General features: G+C 66.9%; 18 protein-coding genes. All 18 read right to left on the reverse strand.

What is annotated here, in order from left to right:
• Positions 1-75 precede the first annotated feature (75 nt).
• The 18 genes from CKW06_RS13665 to moaCB all read right to left on the reverse strand — a co-directional run bounded on the left by CKW06_RS13665 (position 76) and on the right by moaCB (position 19,024).
• Positions 76-744 (reverse strand): sulfate/molybdate ABC transporter ATP-binding protein, encoded by a 669-nt coding sequence (locus CKW06_RS13665; protein WP_038646058.1) that lies wholly within the window; start codon positions 742-744, stop codon positions 76-78.
• Positions 734-1,417 (reverse strand): molybdate ABC transporter permease subunit, encoded by a 684-nt coding sequence (gene modB / locus CKW06_RS13670; RefSeq protein WP_005409908.1) that lies wholly within the window; start codon positions 1,415-1,417, stop codon positions 734-736. Before modB ends, CKW06_RS13665 begins: the two co-directional genes overlap by 11 nt.
• A 3-nt stretch (positions 1,418-1,420) precedes the next feature.
• A complete protein-coding gene (gene modA / locus CKW06_RS13675; RefSeq protein ID WP_038646061.1) occupies positions 1,421-2,164 on the reverse strand; it encodes a molybdate ABC transporter substrate-binding protein in 744 nt (247 codons plus the stop codon).
• A gap of 19 nt (positions 2,165-2,183) precedes the next feature.
• On the reverse strand, positions 2,184-2,960 hold the full coding sequence (locus tag CKW06_RS13680) for a helix-turn-helix domain-containing protein (RefSeq protein WP_010485317.1): 777 nt from the start codon (positions 2,958-2,960) through the stop codon (positions 2,184-2,186).
• Between the two features lie 11 nt (positions 2,961-2,971).
• Positions 2,972-4,186: an oxygen-independent coproporphyrinogen III oxidase gene (locus tag CKW06_RS13685; protein ID WP_038646065.1), complete on the reverse strand. Its 1,215-nt coding sequence runs from the start codon at positions 4,184-4,186 to the stop codon at positions 2,972-2,974.
• Positions 4,187-4,404: 218 nt separating this feature from the next.
• On the reverse strand, positions 4,405-5,736 hold the full coding sequence (locus CKW06_RS13690; RefSeq protein ID WP_038646068.1) for an MFS transporter: 1,332 nt from the start codon (positions 5,734-5,736) through the stop codon (positions 4,405-4,407).
• A 39-nt stretch (positions 5,737-5,775) separates the two neighbouring features.
• Positions 5,776-6,675, reverse strand: coding sequence for a peptidylprolyl isomerase (locus CKW06_RS13695; RefSeq protein ID WP_032959967.1), 900 nt, complete (start codon positions 6,673-6,675; stop codon positions 5,776-5,778).
• A gap of 3 nt (positions 6,676-6,678) precedes the next feature.
• Entirely contained in the window at positions 6,679-7,386 is a 708-nt protein-coding gene (gene narI, locus CKW06_RS13700; protein WP_010485313.1) for a respiratory nitrate reductase subunit gamma, read from the reverse strand.
• Entirely contained in the window at positions 7,383-8,063 is a 681-nt protein-coding gene (narJ, locus tag CKW06_RS13705; protein WP_038646078.1) for a nitrate reductase molybdenum cofactor assembly chaperone, read from the reverse strand. The genes narI and narJ overlap by 4 nt, the downstream gene beginning before the upstream one ends.
• A complete protein-coding gene (gene narH, locus CKW06_RS13710; protein WP_032959969.1) occupies positions 8,063-9,607 on the reverse strand; it encodes a nitrate reductase subunit beta in 1,545 nt (514 codons plus the stop codon). Before narH ends, narJ begins: the two co-directional genes overlap by 1 nt.
• On the reverse strand, positions 9,607-13,362 hold the full coding sequence (locus CKW06_RS13715) for a nitrate reductase subunit alpha (RefSeq protein WP_038646080.1): 3,756 nt from the start codon (positions 13,360-13,362) through the stop codon (positions 9,607-9,609). The genes narH and CKW06_RS13715 overlap by 1 nt, the downstream gene beginning before the upstream one ends.
• Before the next feature lie 72 nt (positions 13,363-13,434).
• Positions 13,435-14,853, reverse strand: coding sequence for a NarK family nitrate/nitrite MFS transporter (locus tag CKW06_RS13720; protein WP_024958836.1), 1,419 nt, complete (start codon positions 14,851-14,853; stop codon positions 13,435-13,437).
• A gap of 145 nt (positions 14,854-14,998) precedes the next feature.
• Positions 14,999-15,364: a hypothetical protein gene (locus tag CKW06_RS13725; RefSeq protein ID WP_038646082.1), complete on the reverse strand. Its 366-nt coding sequence runs from the start codon at positions 15,362-15,364 to the stop codon at positions 14,999-15,001.
• On the reverse strand, positions 15,361-15,903 hold the full coding sequence (gene mobA, locus CKW06_RS13730) for a molybdenum cofactor guanylyltransferase (RefSeq protein WP_038646084.1): 543 nt from the start codon (positions 15,901-15,903) through the stop codon (positions 15,361-15,363). The genes CKW06_RS13725 and mobA overlap by 4 nt, the downstream gene beginning before the upstream one ends.
• 108 nt (positions 15,904-16,011) lie before the next feature.
• Entirely contained in the window at positions 16,012-16,512 is a 501-nt protein-coding gene (locus CKW06_RS13735; RefSeq protein WP_024958916.1) for a molybdenum cofactor biosynthesis protein MoaE, read from the reverse strand.
• Between the two features lie 3 nt (positions 16,513-16,515).
• The gene (locus tag CKW06_RS13740) at positions 16,516-16,776 is read right to left on the reverse strand and encodes a MoaD/ThiS family protein (protein WP_019337814.1); all 261 of its coding nucleotides are present in this window, start codon (positions 16,774-16,776) and stop codon (positions 16,516-16,518) included.
• Positions 16,776-18,029, reverse strand: a complete 1,254-nt coding sequence (locus tag CKW06_RS13745; protein WP_038646088.1) for a molybdopterin molybdotransferase MoeA — start codon at positions 18,027-18,029, stop codon at positions 16,776-16,778. The genes CKW06_RS13740 and CKW06_RS13745 overlap by 1 nt, the downstream gene beginning before the upstream one ends.
• A complete protein-coding gene (gene moaCB, locus CKW06_RS13750; protein WP_038646091.1) occupies positions 18,029-19,024 on the reverse strand; it encodes a bifunctional molybdenum cofactor biosynthesis protein MoaC/MoaB in 996 nt (331 codons plus the stop codon). Before moaCB ends, CKW06_RS13745 begins: the two co-directional genes overlap by 1 nt.
• Positions 19,025-19,026 lie beyond the last annotated feature (2 nt).

Raw genomic sequence — 19,026 nt, forward strand, 5'->3', positions numbered from 1 at the left:
GATACCGAGGTTGCCGGCCAGCGGCCGGCACTACCATCAGATGTGACCAACCATCGCCGGTGCGTCCATCACGGGTCAACCGCCGACGATGCGACCATCCACCACGCGCGCCACCTGCTGACCGAACATGGCCACGTCCTGTGGATCGTGGCTGATCAACAGCAACGGGATGCCGGTCCGGTCCAGCACCGTTTCCAGCTCCTGACGCAGATGCTGGCGCAGGTCATGGTCCAGTGCGGAGAACGGCTCATCCAGCAGCAGCGCCTGCGGCTGCGTCACCAGGGCGCGCGCCAATGCAGTGCGCTGGCGCTGGCCACCGGAGACCTGCGACGGCAGCAGGTCGCCCACCGTGTCGATGCGGAATGCGTGCAGCCACTGCTCCACCGCATCAAACCGCTGGCCGACCCGCGGATTCAGCCAACCCTTCTGCAGCCCGAACGCCACGTTCTGGCGCACGCTCAGGTGCGGGAACAACGCGTAATCCTGGAACACGTAGCCCAGCCGGCGGCGCTGCGGCGGCAGATCCACAGCGGTGGCCGCGTCGAACAGGGTCTGCCCCTGCAGGCGCACATGGCCCTGGCCCGGCCGCAGCAGCCCGGCCACCGCCTTCAGGGTCAGGCTCTTGCCGGCGCCTGAAGGCCCGAACAGCACCACCTGGCGCTGCGTGCACTGCAGCGATACGTCCAACACGAAATCCTGGCCGGCCGCCTGCAGGCGGCGCTGCACCTGCAGGTCAAGCCACATCACGCAGCTCCCGGCGACGTCCGCCCACCAGCCGCGCTGCCAGCAACAGGATCACGATGCACACCACCGAAGTCAGGATCACCAGCGCATTGGCCTTGCCATCCTGGCCGGCCTGCACCGCCTCGTAGATGGCGATCGACAGCGTCTGCGTGCGTCCCGGAATGCTGCCGGCCACCATCAATGTCGCGCCAAACTCACCCATCGCGCGTGCGAAGGCCAGCAGCAGGCCGGCAAGAATGCCGCGCCACGCCAGCGGCAGCGTGACGCGGAAGAACACCGCTGCTTCGGAAACTCCAAGCGTGCGCGCGGCCTGCTCCAGCTGCCCGTCCACTTCTTCGAACGCCGCGCGTGCCGGCTTGAACACCAGCGGCAGCGAAGCCACCGCCGCGGCGATCACCGCGGCCTGCCAGGTGAACACCAGGTTGATGCCGAACCACGACTGCAGCCACGCGCCGATCGGGCCGTTGCGGCCGATCAGCACCAGCAGGTAATAGCCCAGTACCGTCGGTGGCAGCACCATCGGCAGGGTCAGCAGCGAATCCAGCAGCTCGCGGCCGGGAAAGCGCCGCCGCGCCAGCAGCGCGCCCAGTGCCACGCCCAGCACCAGATTGATCGCGGTGGCCCAGCCGGCCACCTTCAGCGACAACCCCAGTGCGCTCCAGTCCAGATCCATGCGTCAGGGCTTGCCGAACCCGTGCTTGGCCAGGATCGCCTGGCCCTGCGCCGAACGCACGAAGGCGGTGAAGCGCCTGGCTTCGGCCGGCTGCGCGCTGGCCCTGGTCACCGCCAGCGGATAGGCTATGCGCCCCGCCACCGGAACCGCGAAGGCGCGGCGCACCCGGTCGGGCATCGCCTGTGCATCGGTGGCATAGACGAAGCCGGCATCCACTTCACCGCGCGCCACGTAATCCAGCGACTGGCGCACGTTCTGCGTCGTGATGATCCTGCCCTGCACCGACGGCCACAGGCCCGCCGCTTCCAGCGCGCCCGTGGCATAGCGGCCGACCGGCACGCTGTCCGGGTTGCCCAGCGCAACGCGCTGCACACCGGCACCAGCCAGGTCCTTCAAGGTGCGCGGCGCGGCCCTGGCCTGCGGTGGCACCACCACCCACAGCGCGTTCACCGCGAACACCTCGCGGGTACCGGCCGCCAGCAGGTCCTGCTGCTGGGCCTGGTCCATCGTGGTTTCATCGGCCGACGCGAACACATCCACCGGTGCGCCACGGCTGATCTGCTGCAGCAGCACGCCGGATGCGGCGAAGTTGAAATCGACCTTGGTTCCCGGGTGCGCCCTCTCATACGCCGCGCCCAGCTCGCGGAAGCTCTCGGTCAGGCTCGAAGCCGCCGACACCGTCAGCTCGGCCGCCCAGGCCGGTACCGTAGCCAGCAGTCCCAGCAACAACAGTCCAGCTCGCTTCATCGTCGGCTCCCGGCCAGGTTCAGTTCGGATCGGATTCGTCGGCCACCGCCAGCGCTGCCAAGCGCTCGGGCTGCAGCAACAGGATCTCGCGCTGCTTCACCGCAATGATCCCATCATCGCTCAGGCGGCGCAGCACGCGGCTGGCGGTTTCCGGCGCCATCCGCAGGTAATTGGCGATCTCGGTACGCGCCATCGTCAGGTTGAAGCGCGTGGCGGAGAAACCGCGCCGCGCGTAGCGCTCGGACATGTCCAGCAGGAACGCGGCCATGCGTTCTTCGGTACGGTGGTTGGCGGCCAGGGTCGCGACCTTGCCGATCTCCGCACTGAGCAGGCTGAACAGCTTGGCCTGCAGCCCCGGCATGCGGGTCGCCAACAGGCTGAGCTTGGGGAACGAGATGCGGCACAGGTGCACGGTGTCCAGCGCCACCGCATTGCAGGGGAAGCGCGAACCGTGGATCGCGTTGAGGCCGATCACTTCGCCCGGCAGGCTGAAGCCCAGCACCTGCTCGTTGCCCTGGCTGTCATCGACGAAGGTCTTGACCATGCCCGCGCGCACCGCAGCAATCGAATCGAACGATTCGCCGGCGCGGAAGATGTAGTCACCTGCATGGAACGGACCGACATGGTCGACCAGCACGTGCAGGTCGCCCAGTGCGGTCTTGTCGTAACCCTGCGACATGCATGCGTCGGAGAACGCGCAGGTGCTGCAGAAGTGCAGTGCGTCGCCATCATCGGCGGCGGCGGGGTTGGGTGTGGCCCGGCCGAGACGGCCCTGCGAAGGCGGAATTGAAGACATCGGGGCAAGACTCAAGCGATGGCGGCCGCCGGCCGGAAGCATGCGGCCATCATACGCCACAGCAGGCGCCCTTCTTCGGCCAGGCGCAGCACGCGCGCATCCCACTGCGCCCAGCCGCGTGCCAGCAGCGGCGACAACGCGGGCAGCTGTTCGGCGAAACATTCCTCGAACGGTTCATCGTTGCGCCACTCGAAGGCAGCCGCATCGAGGGCGTGGTCACAGGCGATGCTCTGCGCCACTTCGGCCACCAACCGCTCGTCCTCGGACAGGATCAGCCCGGCGGAGACTCCCATGTGACCCGCCTGCAGCCGCGCACGCCATTCGCCCAGTTCGTCCTCCAGCCGGTAGAACACCTCGCCGATCTGGCTGCAGGCAGACAGGCCAAGCCCGATGAAATCACTGCGGTCGCGGCGTGGCACGCTGGCAAGATCGCAATGGCGCTGGCCATCGCCCGGACCGTGCGGGTTCGGCAGATCGCCGCGCTGATAGTGATCGCCACCAATCGGTTCGTAACCCGCAGCGCGCAGCAGGCGCCAGGCCTGCAGCCAATGGACGGCCGAGGGGTATTCTGGCAGCGCACACGGCGCCGGCAGCAGGATGCGCTCCGGTGCCTCGGCCAGCACCTCGTGCAGCCGTTCAATGAAGCCAGCGTCCTCGCTGCCGGGTACCCGCAACTGGTAGTAGCGCGCGGTGAAGCCCACCTGTCGCGCCTGTGCCAGCAGGGTCGGCCCCGGTGCATCGGCGCGATCGATCACGTTCAAACGGGTGCAGCCCACCGCACGCAGCTGCGCCGGCGCCAGCGCGCTGCCTGCGTCCAGCCGCACCTCCACCTGGGGCCGCGCCACGGTGCGCAGGTGCTGCGGCACCGCATCCAGCAGCTGGCCGAGCTGCGGCGGCGGCAACGTCTCGGCCAGCCCCAGCTGCAGTACCATCGCCACCACTTCACGGTCCTCGGCCAGCACGTCGGCCTGCAGCCGCAGCGCCAGCAGCAAGGTGTCCAGATAGGCCTGCGGCGGCACATCGCGCCCGCCACGACCGGCCTGGAAGCCGAGCGTCAAGCCGCGTGGGATCAGGTGCTCATTGCTGGCGCGCATGGCAGCGCGCCAGCCGCTTTCGCCAAAACCAGTACTGAACTGGTCAGCCGGCGGAAACAGCACGTGCCGCGGTTGCCGCAGCAATGCAGCCTGCAGCGCAGTGTCCTCGCTCTCGTCAACGTGGAAGCTCATGGCAGACATCTTCGGGCGTTCCTCTTCGCGTGGCCCTGATTGAAATCAAGCGTGGCGCATCTGGCGGTTGCTGCCGGCCAGCGTCCGGCACTACCCCTTCACCCACCATTTGGTAGTGCCGGCCGCTGGCCGGCAGCACCCTTCACCCGCCGCGCGAACGATCAACGGACGCACGGCGCGCCGCCCTGGTAGTGCCGGCCGCTCGCCGGCAAAGACCGTCACCCGCCGCGCAACCGCTCGCCGGCGGCCGCATCGATGGCTTCGGGCAGATCGGTTTCGCGGTCGATCTGCGGGAAGTGGCGGCGTTCCATGCGACGGATCGCGAAGTGCATCCATGCCAGCGCAGCGGCCACCAGCACGAACAGCAGCATGAAGCAGCTGCTCCAGATGCCCACCGCATCGTTCAATGCACCGAACACGATCGGCAGGATGAAGCCACCCAGACCACCGATCATGCCGACCACGCCGCCCACGGCACCCACGTGCTTGGGGTAGTACACCGGGATGTGCTTGTAGACCGCGGCCTTGCCCAGCGACATGAAGAAGCCCAGCACGAACACCAGCACGGTGAACATCACCACGCCGATGGCCAGATGGAAGTGGATCGGGCCATGGATGCCCTTCACCACATACTCGGTATCCGGGTAGGCCAGCAGGAAGGTGCAGATGGCCGACACGCCGAAGGTCCAGTACATCACCCGGCGCGCGCCCATCCGGTCCGACATCCAGCCACCAACCACGCGGAACAGGCTGGCCGGGATCGAATAGCACGCCGCCAGCATGCCGGCATGGCCCACGTCCATGCCATAGGCGCCCACCAGGTAGTGCGGCAGCCACAGCGCCAGCGCCACGAAGCCGCCGAACACGAAGAAGTAGTACAGCGAGAACCGCCAGACCTGCAGGTTCTTCAGCGGTGCCATCTGCTCGGCGAACGGCACCGGCTTCACGCCCTCGCGGCGGCGCTGCTCCAGCGACGGGTCTTCCTTGCTGAAGAGGAAGAACAGCACCGCAGTGACAGCCAGCGCAACGGCCCAGACCTTGGCGACCATGGTCCAGCCGGCTGCCACCATCACCAGCGGCGCCAGCAGCTTGGTCACCGCCGAGCCGATGTTGCCGGCACCGAAGATGCCCAGCGCGGTGCCCTGCTTGCTGGCCGGGAACCACTTGGAGACGTAGGCCACGCCCACCGAGAAGTTGCCGCCGGCGATGCCCACGCACAGCGCGGCAATCAGGAACTGGGTGTAGGTCTGCGCGTAGGTCAGCATCCAGGTGGCCACTGCGCCACACAGCATCACCAGCACCATCACCTTGCGGCCACCGAACTGGTCGGACCAGATGCCGAGGAAGACCCGGCTGACCGAACCGGTCAGCACCGGCGTGGCGATCAACAGGCCGAACTGGGTGTCATTCAAGCCGAGCTGTTGACTGATCTGGATGCCGATGATCGAAAAGATCATCCACACCGCAAAGCACACGGTGAAGGCGAACGTAGTCAGCCACAGCGCACGTTGCTGCTGACCGGCACTGGCGGGGGCAAGGGCCTGGTTCATGAATTCTCCTCGTTCATGGGGATTCAGCCGATATCCGCTTCAGCCGATATCCGCTTCGGCTTCGATCGCATCCAGCCCGCGCACCGGGTAGCGTTCCTGCAGCTGCAGCAGGTAGGCCTGCACCTCGCGCTGGCGCACCTGCAGTTCCAGGTAGTCGCGCAGCTGCGGCAACACGGCATCGAACGGCTGCGGCTGGCCTTCCTCGCGTGCATCGACGCAGACCACGTGGTAGCCCCAGCGCGATTCCACCGGGAAACCGGCCAGGCCCTCGCGCAGGCGGAACACCTGGCGGTCGAACTCCGGCGTGGTCTGCCCACGCTGCAGCCAGCCCAGGTCGCCGCCCTCGCTGCTGGATGGGCAACGCGAATGGCGCAGGGCGAAATCGGCGAACAGGTGCGGCGACTCTTTCAGCAGCCCGACCAGCCGCTCGCCCTCGGTACGTGCGGCGAAGCGCCCAGCCACGTCGTCGGCCGGCGCGGCCAGCAGGATATGGCGCAGGCGCACACGGTCGGGAGAGCGGAAGCGCTCCGGGTTCTGCACGAAGTAGCGCCGGCAGTCTTCATCGGTCGGCACGCGGTCTTCGATCGCGTCTTCCAGCAGTTGCTGGATCAGCACTTCCTCATCGCTTACCCGGTTGCCCTCCGGTGCCTGCAGGCCCAGCCGCTGCGCTTCCAGGCGCAGCAGCTCGCGCACCACCAGTGCACGTGCCGCTTCGGCACGTGACTGTTCCGGGCGCATCGCCCGATGGTGCTGCATCTCGCGGGCGATGTCGGCCTCGCTGATCGCGGTCTCGTCCACGAACAGCCGGCACGGCGCCGGCTGCCCGAGCGAGCGCGCCCCCTGCGCTGCCGCGTCATGGTGATGCGAATGCGCCTCGGCAGGAACCGGCGCGGCGGAGTCGATCACGGTGATCGGCAGGAACTTCGGCAGGCTGCCCATGGCTTACTCCCGCGGCCCGTAGCGCAGCGTGGCCTGGCGGCGGCGCACCACCTGGTACGGCCTCCACAGGTAGCTGATCGGAATGCTCCACACGTGCACCAGGCGGGTGAACGGCGCGATCAGGAACAGGGTCAGGCCCAGGAAGATATGCATCTTGTAGACCCAGCTGACGCCCTCGATGTAGTCGGCGGCACCGGCACGGAAGGTCACGATGTGCTGCGCCCACTCGGCCAGCTGCACCATCACCCCGCCGTCCAGGTGGCCGGACGAGATGCGGATGCTGTACAGGCCCAGGCACAGCTGGGCGAACAGCAACACCAGCACCAGGGTGTCACCGAAGCTGCCGGTGGCCCGCACGCGCGCGTTGAACAGGCGGCGTACCAGCAGGATGCTGATGCCGATGAAGCACAGTGCGCCGAACACACCACCGACCACCATCGCCAGCATCTGCTTCTGCGAGGAGGTGATGAAGTGCTCGTACACTGCGTGCGGGGTCAGCAGACCGACAAGGTGGCCACCGAGGATGGCCAGGATGCCGATGTGGAAGCAGTTGCTGCCGATCCGCATGCCCTTGTCCGACAGCATCTGGCTGGAGCCGGTGCGCCAGGTGTACATGGCCTTGTCATAGCGGGCCCAGCTGCCGATCAGCAGCACGGCCACGGCGATGTACGGGTAGTACTGGAAGGCGAATTGATGCAGGGAGTAACTCATGGCTGGACCTCTCGATGCGAAGGACGGGCCGGCGAACGCACGGGCGGCTTGCAGTCTTCGGCGGGGGCTTCGGCGCCGAAGCGCACCGCCTCCTCCTCCCACAAGCGGTCCATGGCCTCGGCGGTATCGTCGCGGACTTCCTCGCTGGCACGCTGGCGCAGCGCCTGCAGATCGGCCTTGCCGTCACCGGCTTCGACCAGGATCTCGAACAGCACCCGGTGCGGCAGCTCACGCTCGGCGGCACGCGCCGCCAGCATCCCGGCGATATGGCCGATGTGGTGCAGCCACTCGCGGGCCTCGCTGCCGGGGCGATGGGCCAGGAATTCCAGCAGCAACGGCAGGTAATCCGGCAGCTCGCGGGCATCCAGTTCAAAGCCGTTGCGGCGGTAGGTTTCGACCAGATCGACCATGGCCTGGCCGCGGTCGCGCGACTCGCCATGGATGTGCTCGAACAGCAGCAGGCTCATCGAGCGGCCGCGGTCGAAACTGGCCAGCCACGCCGCCTGCGCATCCAGCGCATCGGTGGCCAGCAGCTGCTGCACGAAGCTGCGCAGCTGCTGGCGGCGGGTGGCGTTCAGCGCCGGGTCGTCACAGGCGGCGAGCAGTTCCTCGCCGTGCTCCCACAGTTCTTCGTGGGGGTAGTCCAGCAACACCCCGACCAGCTTGAGCACGCTCATCACACCACCTCCTTGCGGCGGTGGTTCGGGCCCTTGTCCACCACGAAGGTGGTGGTCTTGCGCTGGCCGAACAGGTCAGCCGGGCTGTCACCATTGCAGCCGTTGCCGAAGGTGAAGCCGCAGCCGCCGCGCTCGCCGAAGGCGTCGTTGGCGTACTCGCGGTGGCCGGTCGGAATCACGAAGCGGTCCTCGTAGTTGGCGATGGCCAGGTAGCGGTACATCTCTTCCACCTGGGCGATGCTCAGCCCGGTCTGTTCCAGCACCGCGGTGTCTTCCACGCCGTCCACGTTCTTGGCCCGGCGCCAGGCACGCATCGCCATCAGCCGTTCCAGCGCGCGTACCACCGGCGCCTCGTCACCGGCCGTCAGCAGGTTGGCCAGGTAGCGCATCGGAATGCGCAGCGACGCCACGTCCGGCAGTTCGCCGCTCATGCCCACGCGGCCACGCTCGGCGGCGGACTGGATCGGCGACAGCGGCGGCACGTACCAGACCATCGGCAGCGTGCGGTATTCCGGGTGCAGCGGCAGCGCCAGCTTCCAGTCGATCGCCAGCTTGTACACCGGCGACTGCTTGGCCGACTCCAGCCAGCTGTCCGGGATGCCCTCCTTGCGCGCGGCGGCGATCACCGCCGGATCGTTCGGATCCAGGAAGATGTCCAGGTGGGCCTGGTAAAGATCCTTCTCGGCGGCCACCGAAGCGGCCTCGGCAATGCGGTCGGCGTCGTACAGCATCACGCCCAGGTAGCGGATGCGGCCCACGCAGGTTTCCGAGCACACGGTCGGCTCACCCATCTCGATGCGCGGGTAGCAGAAGATGCACTTCTCCGACTTGCCGCTCTTCCAGTTGTAGTAGATCTTCTTGTATGGGCAGGCCGACACGCACATGCGCCAGCCGCGGCACTTGTCCTGGTCGATCAGCACGATGCCGTCTTCCTCGCGCTTGTAGATCGCGCCGGAGGGGCACGCCGACACGCACGCCGGGTTCAGGCAGTGCTCGCACAGGCGCGGCAGGTACATCATGAAGGTCTTCTCGAAGGCGCCGTAGATCTCCTTCTGCACCTGGTCGAAGTTGTAGTCGCGCGAGCGCTTGCTGAACTCCGAACCGAGGATCTCCTCCCAGTTGGGGCCCCACTCGATCTTCTGCATGCGCTCGCCACTGATCAGCGAACGCGGCCGCGCGGTGGGCTGGTGCTGGCTGTCCTTGGCGGTGTGCAGGTTCTGGTAGTCGAAATCGAACGGCTCGTAGTAGTCGTCGATCTGCGGCAGGTCCGGGTTGGCGAAGATCTTGGCCAGCATGCGCCAGCGGCCACCCGCGCGTGGCACCAGCTTGCCGGCGCGGGTGCGCACCCAGCCGCCGTTCCACTTGTCCTGGTTCTCCCATTCCTTCGGGTAACCGATGCCCGGCTTGGTTTCCACGTTGTTGAACCAGGCGTACTCGACGCCCTCGCGCGATGTCCAGACGTTCTTGCAGGTGATCGAGCAGGTGTGGCAGCCGATGCACTTGTCCAGGTTCAGCACCATCGCGATCTGTGCACGGACCTTCATCACACCACCTCCTTGCTGGCCGATGCCGAAGCACCAGCAGGCTGCTCATCGTCCAACCAATCGATCTTGTCCATCTTGCGTACGATCACGAACTCGTCGCGGTTGGTACCGCAGGTGCCGTAGTAGTTGAAGCCATAGGCCAGCTGCGCGTAGCCGCCGATCATGTGGGTCGGCTTGAGCACGATGCGGGTCACCGAGTTGTGGATGCCGCCGCGGGTGCCGGAAATCTCCGAGCCCGGCACGTTGATGATGCGTTCCTGGGCGTGGTACATCATCGCCATGCCCGGCATCACGCGCTGGCTGACCACCGCACGCGCGGCGATCGCACCGTTGACGTTGAACAGCTCGATCCAGTCGTTGTCGACGATGCCGGCGCTGCGCGCGTCGTCCTCGCTGATCCACACGATCGGGCCACCGCGCGACAGTGTCTGCATGATCAGGTTGTCGCTGTAGGTGCTGTGGATGCCCCACTTCTGGTGCGGGGTGATCCAGTTCAGCACGATCTCCTTGTTGCCGTTCGGGCGCTGGTTCAGCAGCGGCTCCACCGTGCGCGTGTTGACCGGCGGCCGGTAGCTCATGAAGGCCTCGCCGAAGTCGATCATCCACTCATGGTCCTGGTAGAACTGCTGGCGACCGGTCACCGTGCGCCACGGAATCAGCTCGTGCACGTTGGTATAGCCGGCGTTGTAGCTGACGTTGTCGTCTTCCAGGCCCGACCAGATCGGCGAGGAAATGATCTTGCGCGGCTGTGCCTGGATGTCACGGAAGCGGATCGCCTCGTGCTCCTTTCCCACGGCCAGGTGGGTGTGCTCGCGGCCGGTGAAGGTGCCCAGCGATTCCCAGGCCTTCACCGCCACGTGGCCGTTGGTTTCCGGCGCCAGGTGCAGGATCACTTCGGCCGCGTCGATCGCGGTCGAGATGGCCGGGCGGCCCTGGCTTACGCCTTCTTCGTGCACGGTGTGGTTCAACTTGCCGAGGAACTCGACCTCGTGCTTGGTATCCCAGCTCATGCCCTTGCCGCCGTTGCCCTGCTTGTCCAGCAGCGGGCCGAGCGAGGTGAACTTGCGGTACAGGTTCGGGTAGTCACGCTCAACCACCGTCATCGACGGCATGGTCTGGCCCGGAATGGCCTCGCACTCGCCCTTCTTCCAGTCGGCTACGCCGAACGGCATGCCCAGCTCGTTGGGGGTGTCGTGCAGGGTCGGCACCAGCACCAGGTCCTTCTCCACACCCAGCACGCCCGGCGCCATCTCGCTCACGGTGCGGGCCACCTCCTTGAAGATGTCCCAGTCACTGCGCGATTCCCAGGCCGGGTCCACCGCCTTCGACAGCGGGTGGATGAACGGGTGCATGTCCGAGGTGTTGAGGTCGTCCTTCTCGTACCAGGTTGCCGTCGGCAGCACGATGTCCGAGTACAGCGCGGTGGTGCACATGCGGAAGTCGAGCGTGACCAGCAGGTCCAGCTTGCCTTCCGGCGCCTCGTCGCGCCACTTCACCTCCTGCGGCTTCACTGCGCCCATTTCGCCCAGGTCCTTGCCCTGCAGCCCGTGGCGCGTACCCAGCAGGTGCCGCAGCATGTACTCGTGGCCCTTGCCCGAGGAACCCAGCAGGTTCGAGCGCCAGATGAACATCATGCGCGGGTGGTTCTGGCTGGCGTCCGGGTCGGCGAAGGCGAAGTCCAGCGAGCCGTCCTTGAACTTGCCCAGCGCATAGTCCGCCGGGGCCACGCCGGCCGCTTCGGCCTCGCGTACCAGCTGCAGCGGGTTGCGGTCCAGCTGCGGGGTGCTCGGCAGCCAGCCCATGCGCACCGCGCGCAGGTTCAGGTCGGCCAGGCTGCCGCCGTACTTGCTCGCATCGGCCAGCGGCGACAGCAGCTCGTCCACCTGCAGCTTCTCGTAGCGCCACTGCCCGGTGTTGAAGTAGAAGAACGAAGTGCCGTTCATGTGGCGCGGCGGCTTGCTCCAGTCCAGGCCGAATGCGAGCGGCTGCCAGCCGGTCTGCGGGCGCAGCTTTTCCTGGCCCACGTAATGCGCCCAGCCGCCACCGGTCTGGCCCACGCAGCCGCACATGATCAGCATGTTGATCAGGCCGCGGTAGTTCATGTCGTTGTGGAACCAGTGGTTCATGCCCGCGCCGACGATGATCATTGATCGGCCGTGGGTCTTGTCGGCGGTACGCGCGAACTCTCGCGCGATCTCGATCACCTCGGCGCGCGACACGCCGGTGATGCGCTCCTGCCACGCCGGCGTGCCCGGCACCATGTCATCGAAGCTCGATGCCACGTTGCCGCCGCCAAAGCCACGGTCAACGCCATACTGGGCCAGCAGCAGGTCGTAGACCGTGGCCACCAGCGTCTCGCCGCCATCGGCCGTGGCCAGCCGGCGCACCGGAATGTTGCGGTCCAGTACTTCTTCGGCCGGTGCAGCGGTCCAGCCGTCGCTTTCAATGCCACCGAAGTACGGGAAGCTCACCGCCTCGATGCCGTCGTTGGCGTCGGACAAGCTCAGGCGCAGGCGTGTGTCGGCGCCGTTGCTGGCCTTCTCTTCGATGTTCCAACGACCCTTCTCGCCCCAGCGGAAACCGATCGAGCCGTTGGGCACCACGATCTGGCCGCTGTTCTCGTCGTAGGCCAGGGTCTTCCAGTCCGGGTTATTGGCTTCACCCAGCCCGCCCAGCTCACTGGCACGCAGGAAGCGGCCCGCCACCAGGCGGCCATCGTCGCGACGCTCCAGACGCACCAGCATCGGCATGTCCGAGTACTGGCGGCAGTAGTCCTGGAAATACTGCGAGGGCCAATCAACATGGAACTCGCGCAGGATCACATGGCCGAAGGCAAAGGCCAGCGCCGCGTCGGTGCCCTGCTTGGGGTGCAGCCAGTGGTCGGTCAGCTTGGCCAGCTCGGAATAGTCCGGGCAGATCGCCACCGTCTTGGTGCCGTTGTAGCGCGCCTCGGTGAAGAAATGTGCATCAGGCGTACGCGTCTGCGGCACGTTCGAGCCCCAGGCGATGATGTAGCGACTGTTGTACCAGTCGGCCGATTCGGGCACGTCGGTCTGCTCGCCCCAGATCTGCGGCGAGGCCGGCGGCAGGTCGCAGTACCAGTCGTAGAAGGACAGGCAGGCGCCACCCAGCAGCGACAAATATCGCGCACCGGCGGCGTAGGACACCATCGACATCGCCGGAATCGGCGAGAACCCGACCACGCGGTCCGGGCCGTACTGCTTCACCGTATACAGGTTGGAGGCGGCGATGATCTCGTTGGCCTCTTCCCACTGCAGGCGCACGAAGCCACCCATGCCGCGGCGGGTCTTGTACGAACGCGCCTTCTCCTTGTCCTCCACGATGCTGGCCCAGGCATCGACCGGGGCCTTGCTCTTGCGTGCTTCGCGCCACAGGCGCAGCAGCGTGCCGCGGATCAGCGGGTACTTCAGCCGGTTGGCGCTGTACAGGTACCAGGAATAGCTGGCGCCACGCGGGCAGCCACGCGGTTCATGGTTGGGCAGGTCCGGGCGCGTGCGCGGGTAGTCGGTCTGCTGGGTTTCCCAGGTGACCAGGCCGTTCTTGACGTAGATCTTCCAGCTGCAGGAGCCGGTGCAGTTCACGCCATGGGTGGATCGTACGATCTTGTCGTACTGCCAGCGGGCGCGGTAACTGTTTTCCCAGTCGCGGCCCTCGCTCTTGGCAAAACCATGGCCATCGGCAAAGGTCTGGGGGTCACGCTTGAAGAACTGCAAGCGATCGAGGAAATAACTCATCGGGGATCTCCCTTTGCGGACATCGGCATCGTGGCTGTGTGTGTCATCTGGCTGCGGTGCGTTTTCATGTCGTCAGCAGGGTGTCTCGGCACCGCGCCGGTAGTACCACCACCAGGTCACGGCCAGGCAGGTGACATAGAAAACAACGAACCCGTACAGCGCCATGTCGGGGCTGCCGGTCAACGTAATGGACGAGCCGTAGCTCTTGGGAATGAAGAAACCGCCGTAGGCACCGATCGCACCGGAGAAACCGACCACCGCGGCCGACTCGATGCTGGCCTGGTGTGCGGCCGTGGCCTTGCCCTCGGCGTTGTCGTTGGCCGACCAGCGCTCATGCAGGGTGCGGAAGATCACCGGGATCATGCGGAAGGTGGTGCCGTTGCCGATGCCACTGAGCACGAACAGCGCCATGAAGCTGAGCAGGAAGCCGTAGAAGTTGCCGCCCTGGCCATCGCTGGGCAGGAAGTGCAGCACGCCGAACACGGCTGCGATCATCAGTGCGAACACCCAGAAGGTCAGGCGTGCGCCACCCCAGCGGTCGGCCATGCTGCCACCCACCGAGCGCATCAGTGCACCCAGCAGCGGGCCGATGAAGGCATAGGCCAGCGGGTTCACGTCCGGGAACTGGCTCTTCACCAGCATCGGGAAGCCGGCCGAGAAACCGATGTAGGAACCGAAGGTGCCGATGTACAACCAGCACATCAGCCAGTTGTGCTTGCGGCGGAAGATCACCGCCTGCTCGGAGAACGACGAGCGGGCGCTGGTCAGGTCGTTCATGCCGAACCAGGCCGCGATGGCGCACAGCGCGATGGCCGGCACCCAGATGAAACCGGCGTTCTGCAGGAACAGCGGTGCCCCACCCTCCACCGCGGGCTGCGGTGCACCACCCAGCGCACCGAATACGCCCACGGTGATGACCAGCGGAATCACCGCCTGCGCCACCGACACGCCCACGTTGCCCAGGCCGGCGTTCAGGCCCAGCGCCAGGCCCTGCTTCTGCTTGGGGTAGAAGAAGGAGATGTTCGACATCGACGACGAGAAGTTCGCGCCACCGAAACCACACAGGATCGCGATAGCCACGAACACCCAGTACGGCGTGGCCGGGTCCTGCACCGCATAGCCGAGCCAAAGCGTCGGCGCTAGCAGCGATGCGGTGGACAGCGCGGTCCAGCGGCGGCCGCCGAAGATCGGGATCACGAACGAATAGAAGATGCGCAGGGTCGCGCCGGACAGGCTGGGCAGCGCCACCAGCCAGAACAGCTGGTCGGTGCTGAAGTTGAAGCCGATCTTCGGCAGGCTGATCGACACCGCCGAGAACAGCACCCAGACCGAGAAGGCCAGCAGCAGCGAGGGGATCGAGATGACCAGATTGCGGGTGGCGACCCGCTTGCCGGTGCGCTCCCAATAGCCCGGGTCCTCCGGCGTCCAGTCGCTGATGACGCGACCGGGACTGGCAGTGCTGCGGACAACAGGATCGCTACCGACGGTCATACATGGCTCCAAGGCTGTGGAAGGACGTGGGTACTGCGTTTCAAGTTGTGACCCGTCGTCATGCAGCCATTAGGCCGTGCAGCAACAACGACGGGGTTGATCTGGATCAATCAGCGGCCGGTTTCCACCCTGCCCCTGACAAATGTCAAACCGATGAAGCGGTGCTGCGGCGGGTCACCCCGCGCTGGCGTACGCTGTCGCGCACGTCCACATCGAACTGCAGCTGAAGCTGGCTTCCATCTTCCAGGGCAATGTCGAATGGCAGGCCATCCCGGCACGGCAGCCGTGCCGCCAATGCCTCGACGGCCGGACGCGGCAGTACCAGGCGGCAGAAGGTGCCTCCGTCGAGCAGCACCGGTTGATCACCGCCATGCAGCGACACCGCCATGCCCCAGCCCTCGATACCGCCGAAGCGGGTGATGTTCTCGACCGATTCACCTGCCAGCAGGCGCGCCAGTTCGGCCTCGTCCAGGCGAAGCCGTACCGATTGGTCCTGCAACTGCACTTTCATGACGCAACATCCTCCCATTGTTCGGGGGTATTGCAGTTGACCAGCCCGGCCTCGTCAACCGGCGCCAGGGCCACGGAATTCACGTCAAGACGACGCTGCAGAGCCTGCAGCGAGCGCGGGCCGTCCGGGTCACCCAGCATCGATTCAAGTACATTGCGACAAGCATCGTCTATATCCACCAGCATGGGCAGGGGGTGGCCCGCAAAGATCGTGCATGGACCGCGATGGCCGTCACGCAATTGCTCCAGCAATCGCGGCGGCAGCAGCGGCGTATCCACCGGCACCACCCAGGCAGGGCCATCGGGCATGCGCATCGCCACGCTGTAGAGCCCGCCCAGCGGCCCACAACGTGCCACGCGGTCCGGTACGCCGCCGAACGCCGGGTAGTTTCCGCTGACCCAGACCTCGCCTGCGCCGGCCTGCATCAACAGGCCCCGCATGTGTTCCAGCAGGGTCCGCCCCTGCCACGGCAGCAGCGCCTTGTCGCGGCCCATCCGGGTGGACAGGCCACCGGCCAGCACGATGCCGTTGATGCTCATCGCATTAGAGCCACGCCATGCGTGGCTGCGCCGGCCGGATGCACGGGAAAGGCCTCATCCACGCATGGCGTGGATCTACTGAGTCCCGCGCCCCTCCGAAGGGCGCGGTCAATGCCCGTGGTCATGCGTATGGTCATGGGAGTGCGAAGCTTCGCTGTCCGCATGGCACAGGCTGCACCCCTCGCTCCACTCGCTGTCGCCGTCCTCGTAATGTTCCTGCTTCCAGATCGGGCACTGGTGCTTGACCACCTCGATCAACTGCCGGCAGGCGCGGAACGCTTCGTCGCGGTGCGGGCTGCCCGCGGCCACCACCACCGCCACATCGCCGATGCCCAACCGGCCCTTGGTGTGGGCCACATACAGCTTCAGCTTCGGACCGAACGCCGCCTCGACCTCGGCGGCCAGGCGCTTGAACTCGTTCAGCACCAGCGGCTCGAACAGGTCGTAGGTGATCCCGGTCACCCGCCGGCCGATGTTGACGTCGCGCACCTTGCCGATGAACACGTCGATGCCGCCGAAGCCCGGATCAGAGACCGCAGCAATGCCCTCGGCTGGATCGATCGCCGCCTGCGCGCGGTCCACCACCTTCGCGATGATCTTCTCGCTCATCGCTCAGCCCCCGCTCACTGGTGGCAGGATCGCCACGCGGCCATCGTCGGGCAGCGCCTCGTGGTCGCGCAGCACGCGTTGCTGGTCGGCGAACGCCGAGTAGTCCAGCAGGCCGGCACGGAAACCCGGCCAACGCAGCGGCAGCAGCTCGCGCAGCGCCTGGCGCAGATCGGCCACGGTGCCACCGGCCACATCCACGGCGATCTCGCGGCTGGCATCCAGATCGGAAAACGCACCGAACAACTGCAGATTCACCTGTTTCATCATGACTCCTGGCTCACCAGCTGCACCGGTTCGTGGTGACCCCAGCCCTGCACGCGCACGTAGGTGCCAGCGCTGGCCAGGTCTCCCTCGGCCTCCAGCACCACCCAGGCGTTGGCCTGCAGCATGGACATCAAACGGAACGACTCCTGCCCGGCCAGCACGCGCGCACTCAGGCGTCCCTGCCCGTCCATTTCCACCCGCGCACGCGCGTGGAAGCGCAGGCCCGGCGGCTTGCGCACGTCGGCCTGCAGCGGCAGCTGCAACATGAGCTCCGGCGCCAGCCCCAGCAGGCGGCGCAGCACCGGCTCGACGAAGAAACGCTGGCCCACGGCAGCGGAGACCGGGTTGCCCGGCAGGCCGAAGTACAGCGCACCATTGGGCAGCACCGCGAACAGCAGCGGCTTGCCCGGGCGGATCGCCACCTTGTGGAACACGATGCGCGCACCACGGCCGCGCAGCGCATCGGGAACGAAATCGTAGCGCCCGGCCGACACCGCGCCGGTGCTGATCAGCAGCTGCGCGCCAGCGGCCAGCGCTTCATCCAGCACCGCATTGAACGCGGCCACGTCGTCGCCCACCGTGCCCTGCCAGACCACCTCGGCACCGGCGGCCTGCAGGCGGCCGACCAGATACGGCCGGTTGCTGTCACGGATCTGCCCGGACTCCAGCGTCTGCGCCGCCTCGGTCACCAGCTCCTTGCCGGTGGCGATCACCGCCGCCTTCGGCCGTGCCACCACCGCCACCTGGCCCACGCCGATGGCATGCAGGAGGGTGCGCGCATTGATATCCAGCACCTGCCCGGCCTGCAGCACGCGCTCGCCTTCGCTCACGTCCTGGCCGCGCAGGCGCACATGCTGGCCCGGCTTCACCGATGCCTTCAGGGCGATGCGGGTCGGGCGCCCCTCCTCGCTGGCGAGAATGTCCACGTTCTCGACCGGTACCACTGTGTCCAGCCCGGACGGCATGCGCGCACCGGTCATGATTTCCCAGGCACCCTCGCCGCCTTCGGCGCCGGCATCGCCGGCTGCCTGCCAGCCCTGCACCGCGAATTCGGTACCGGACTCGAACGTCGCGCCGTTGGCGCGCAGCGCGAAGCCGTCCATTGCCGAATTGTCGAACGGCGGCAACGACTGCCCGCTGTGGATGTCACTGGCCAGGGTGCGGCCGCCGGCCTCATGCAGCGGCAGGCGCTCGGTCGGCAGCGGCGTGGCCGCGTCCAGCAGGTGCTGCAAGGCATCGCTGTAGGCAATCATCAGTGGCCACCACCCTCGACCATCGCCAGGGCGTGGCCCAGTACCGGCGCCAGGATGTCCAGGCACTGCGCCGCCGCCTTCGGGCTGCCGGGCAATGCGAACACCAGCATGTTGCCCAGCTGCACCACCTCGGCGCGGCTCAGCCAGGCCATCGGCGTGTGCTGTGCACTCAGTGCCCGCACCATCTGCGCCAGGCCATGCACCGGCCGCGCGTCCAGGGAACGCAGCGCCTCCGGGGTCAGGTCACGCGGGCCCAGCCCGGTACCGCCGGTGCACAGGCACAGGCGCACACCGTCGGCGGCCAAGGCCTGCAGGCGGCCCGCCAATGGCTCGATGCCATCGGGCAACACCTCGGCGGCCACGACCTCACCACCCAGCTTTTTCAGGCCGGTCACCAGGGTCGGGCCAGAGATATCGTCATAGGTGCCCTCGCTGGCGCGATCGCTCAGCGTGATCACCGCGCAGGCCGCGCCCTCCAGTCCCTTCGGCGCACGCGGCTTGAAACGCGTGCGCTCGGCATCGTCCATACCGTCGGGGTGCAGCCAGACGCCGCGCTTGCCGCCTTCCTTGAACAGCAGGCGGATGCCTTCGATGCGCAGGGCCGGTTCCACCGGCTTGCTCAGGTCGTACAGGGTCAGCAGCGCCGCGTTGACGCCGGCCAGTGCCTCCATCTCGACGCCGGTGCGCGCCTCGCTGGCGCACTCGCACCACACGCGGATCGCCTGCCGTTCCGGCACCGGCGCGCAGAACACCTGCACCAGTTCCAGCGGCAGCGGATGGCACAGCGGCATCAGCATCGACGCCATCTTGGCGCCCTGCAGGCCGGCAATCTCGGCCATCACCAGCGCATCGCCTTTGGGCAGGCGGCGCTCGACGATCAGCGGATAGGCCACTGGACCGGCATGCAGCTCGCCCACCGCCACCGCACGGCGGCGGCTGATGCGCTTGTTACGGACATCGGCCATATGGAAGGCCGCGTTCAATTCCCCACTCATCG

Origin of the sequence: Stenotrophomonas maltophilia (assembly GCF_900186865.1) — a bacterium.
GTDB lineage: Bacteria > Pseudomonadota > Gammaproteobacteria > Xanthomonadales > Xanthomonadaceae > Stenotrophomonas > Stenotrophomonas maltophilia.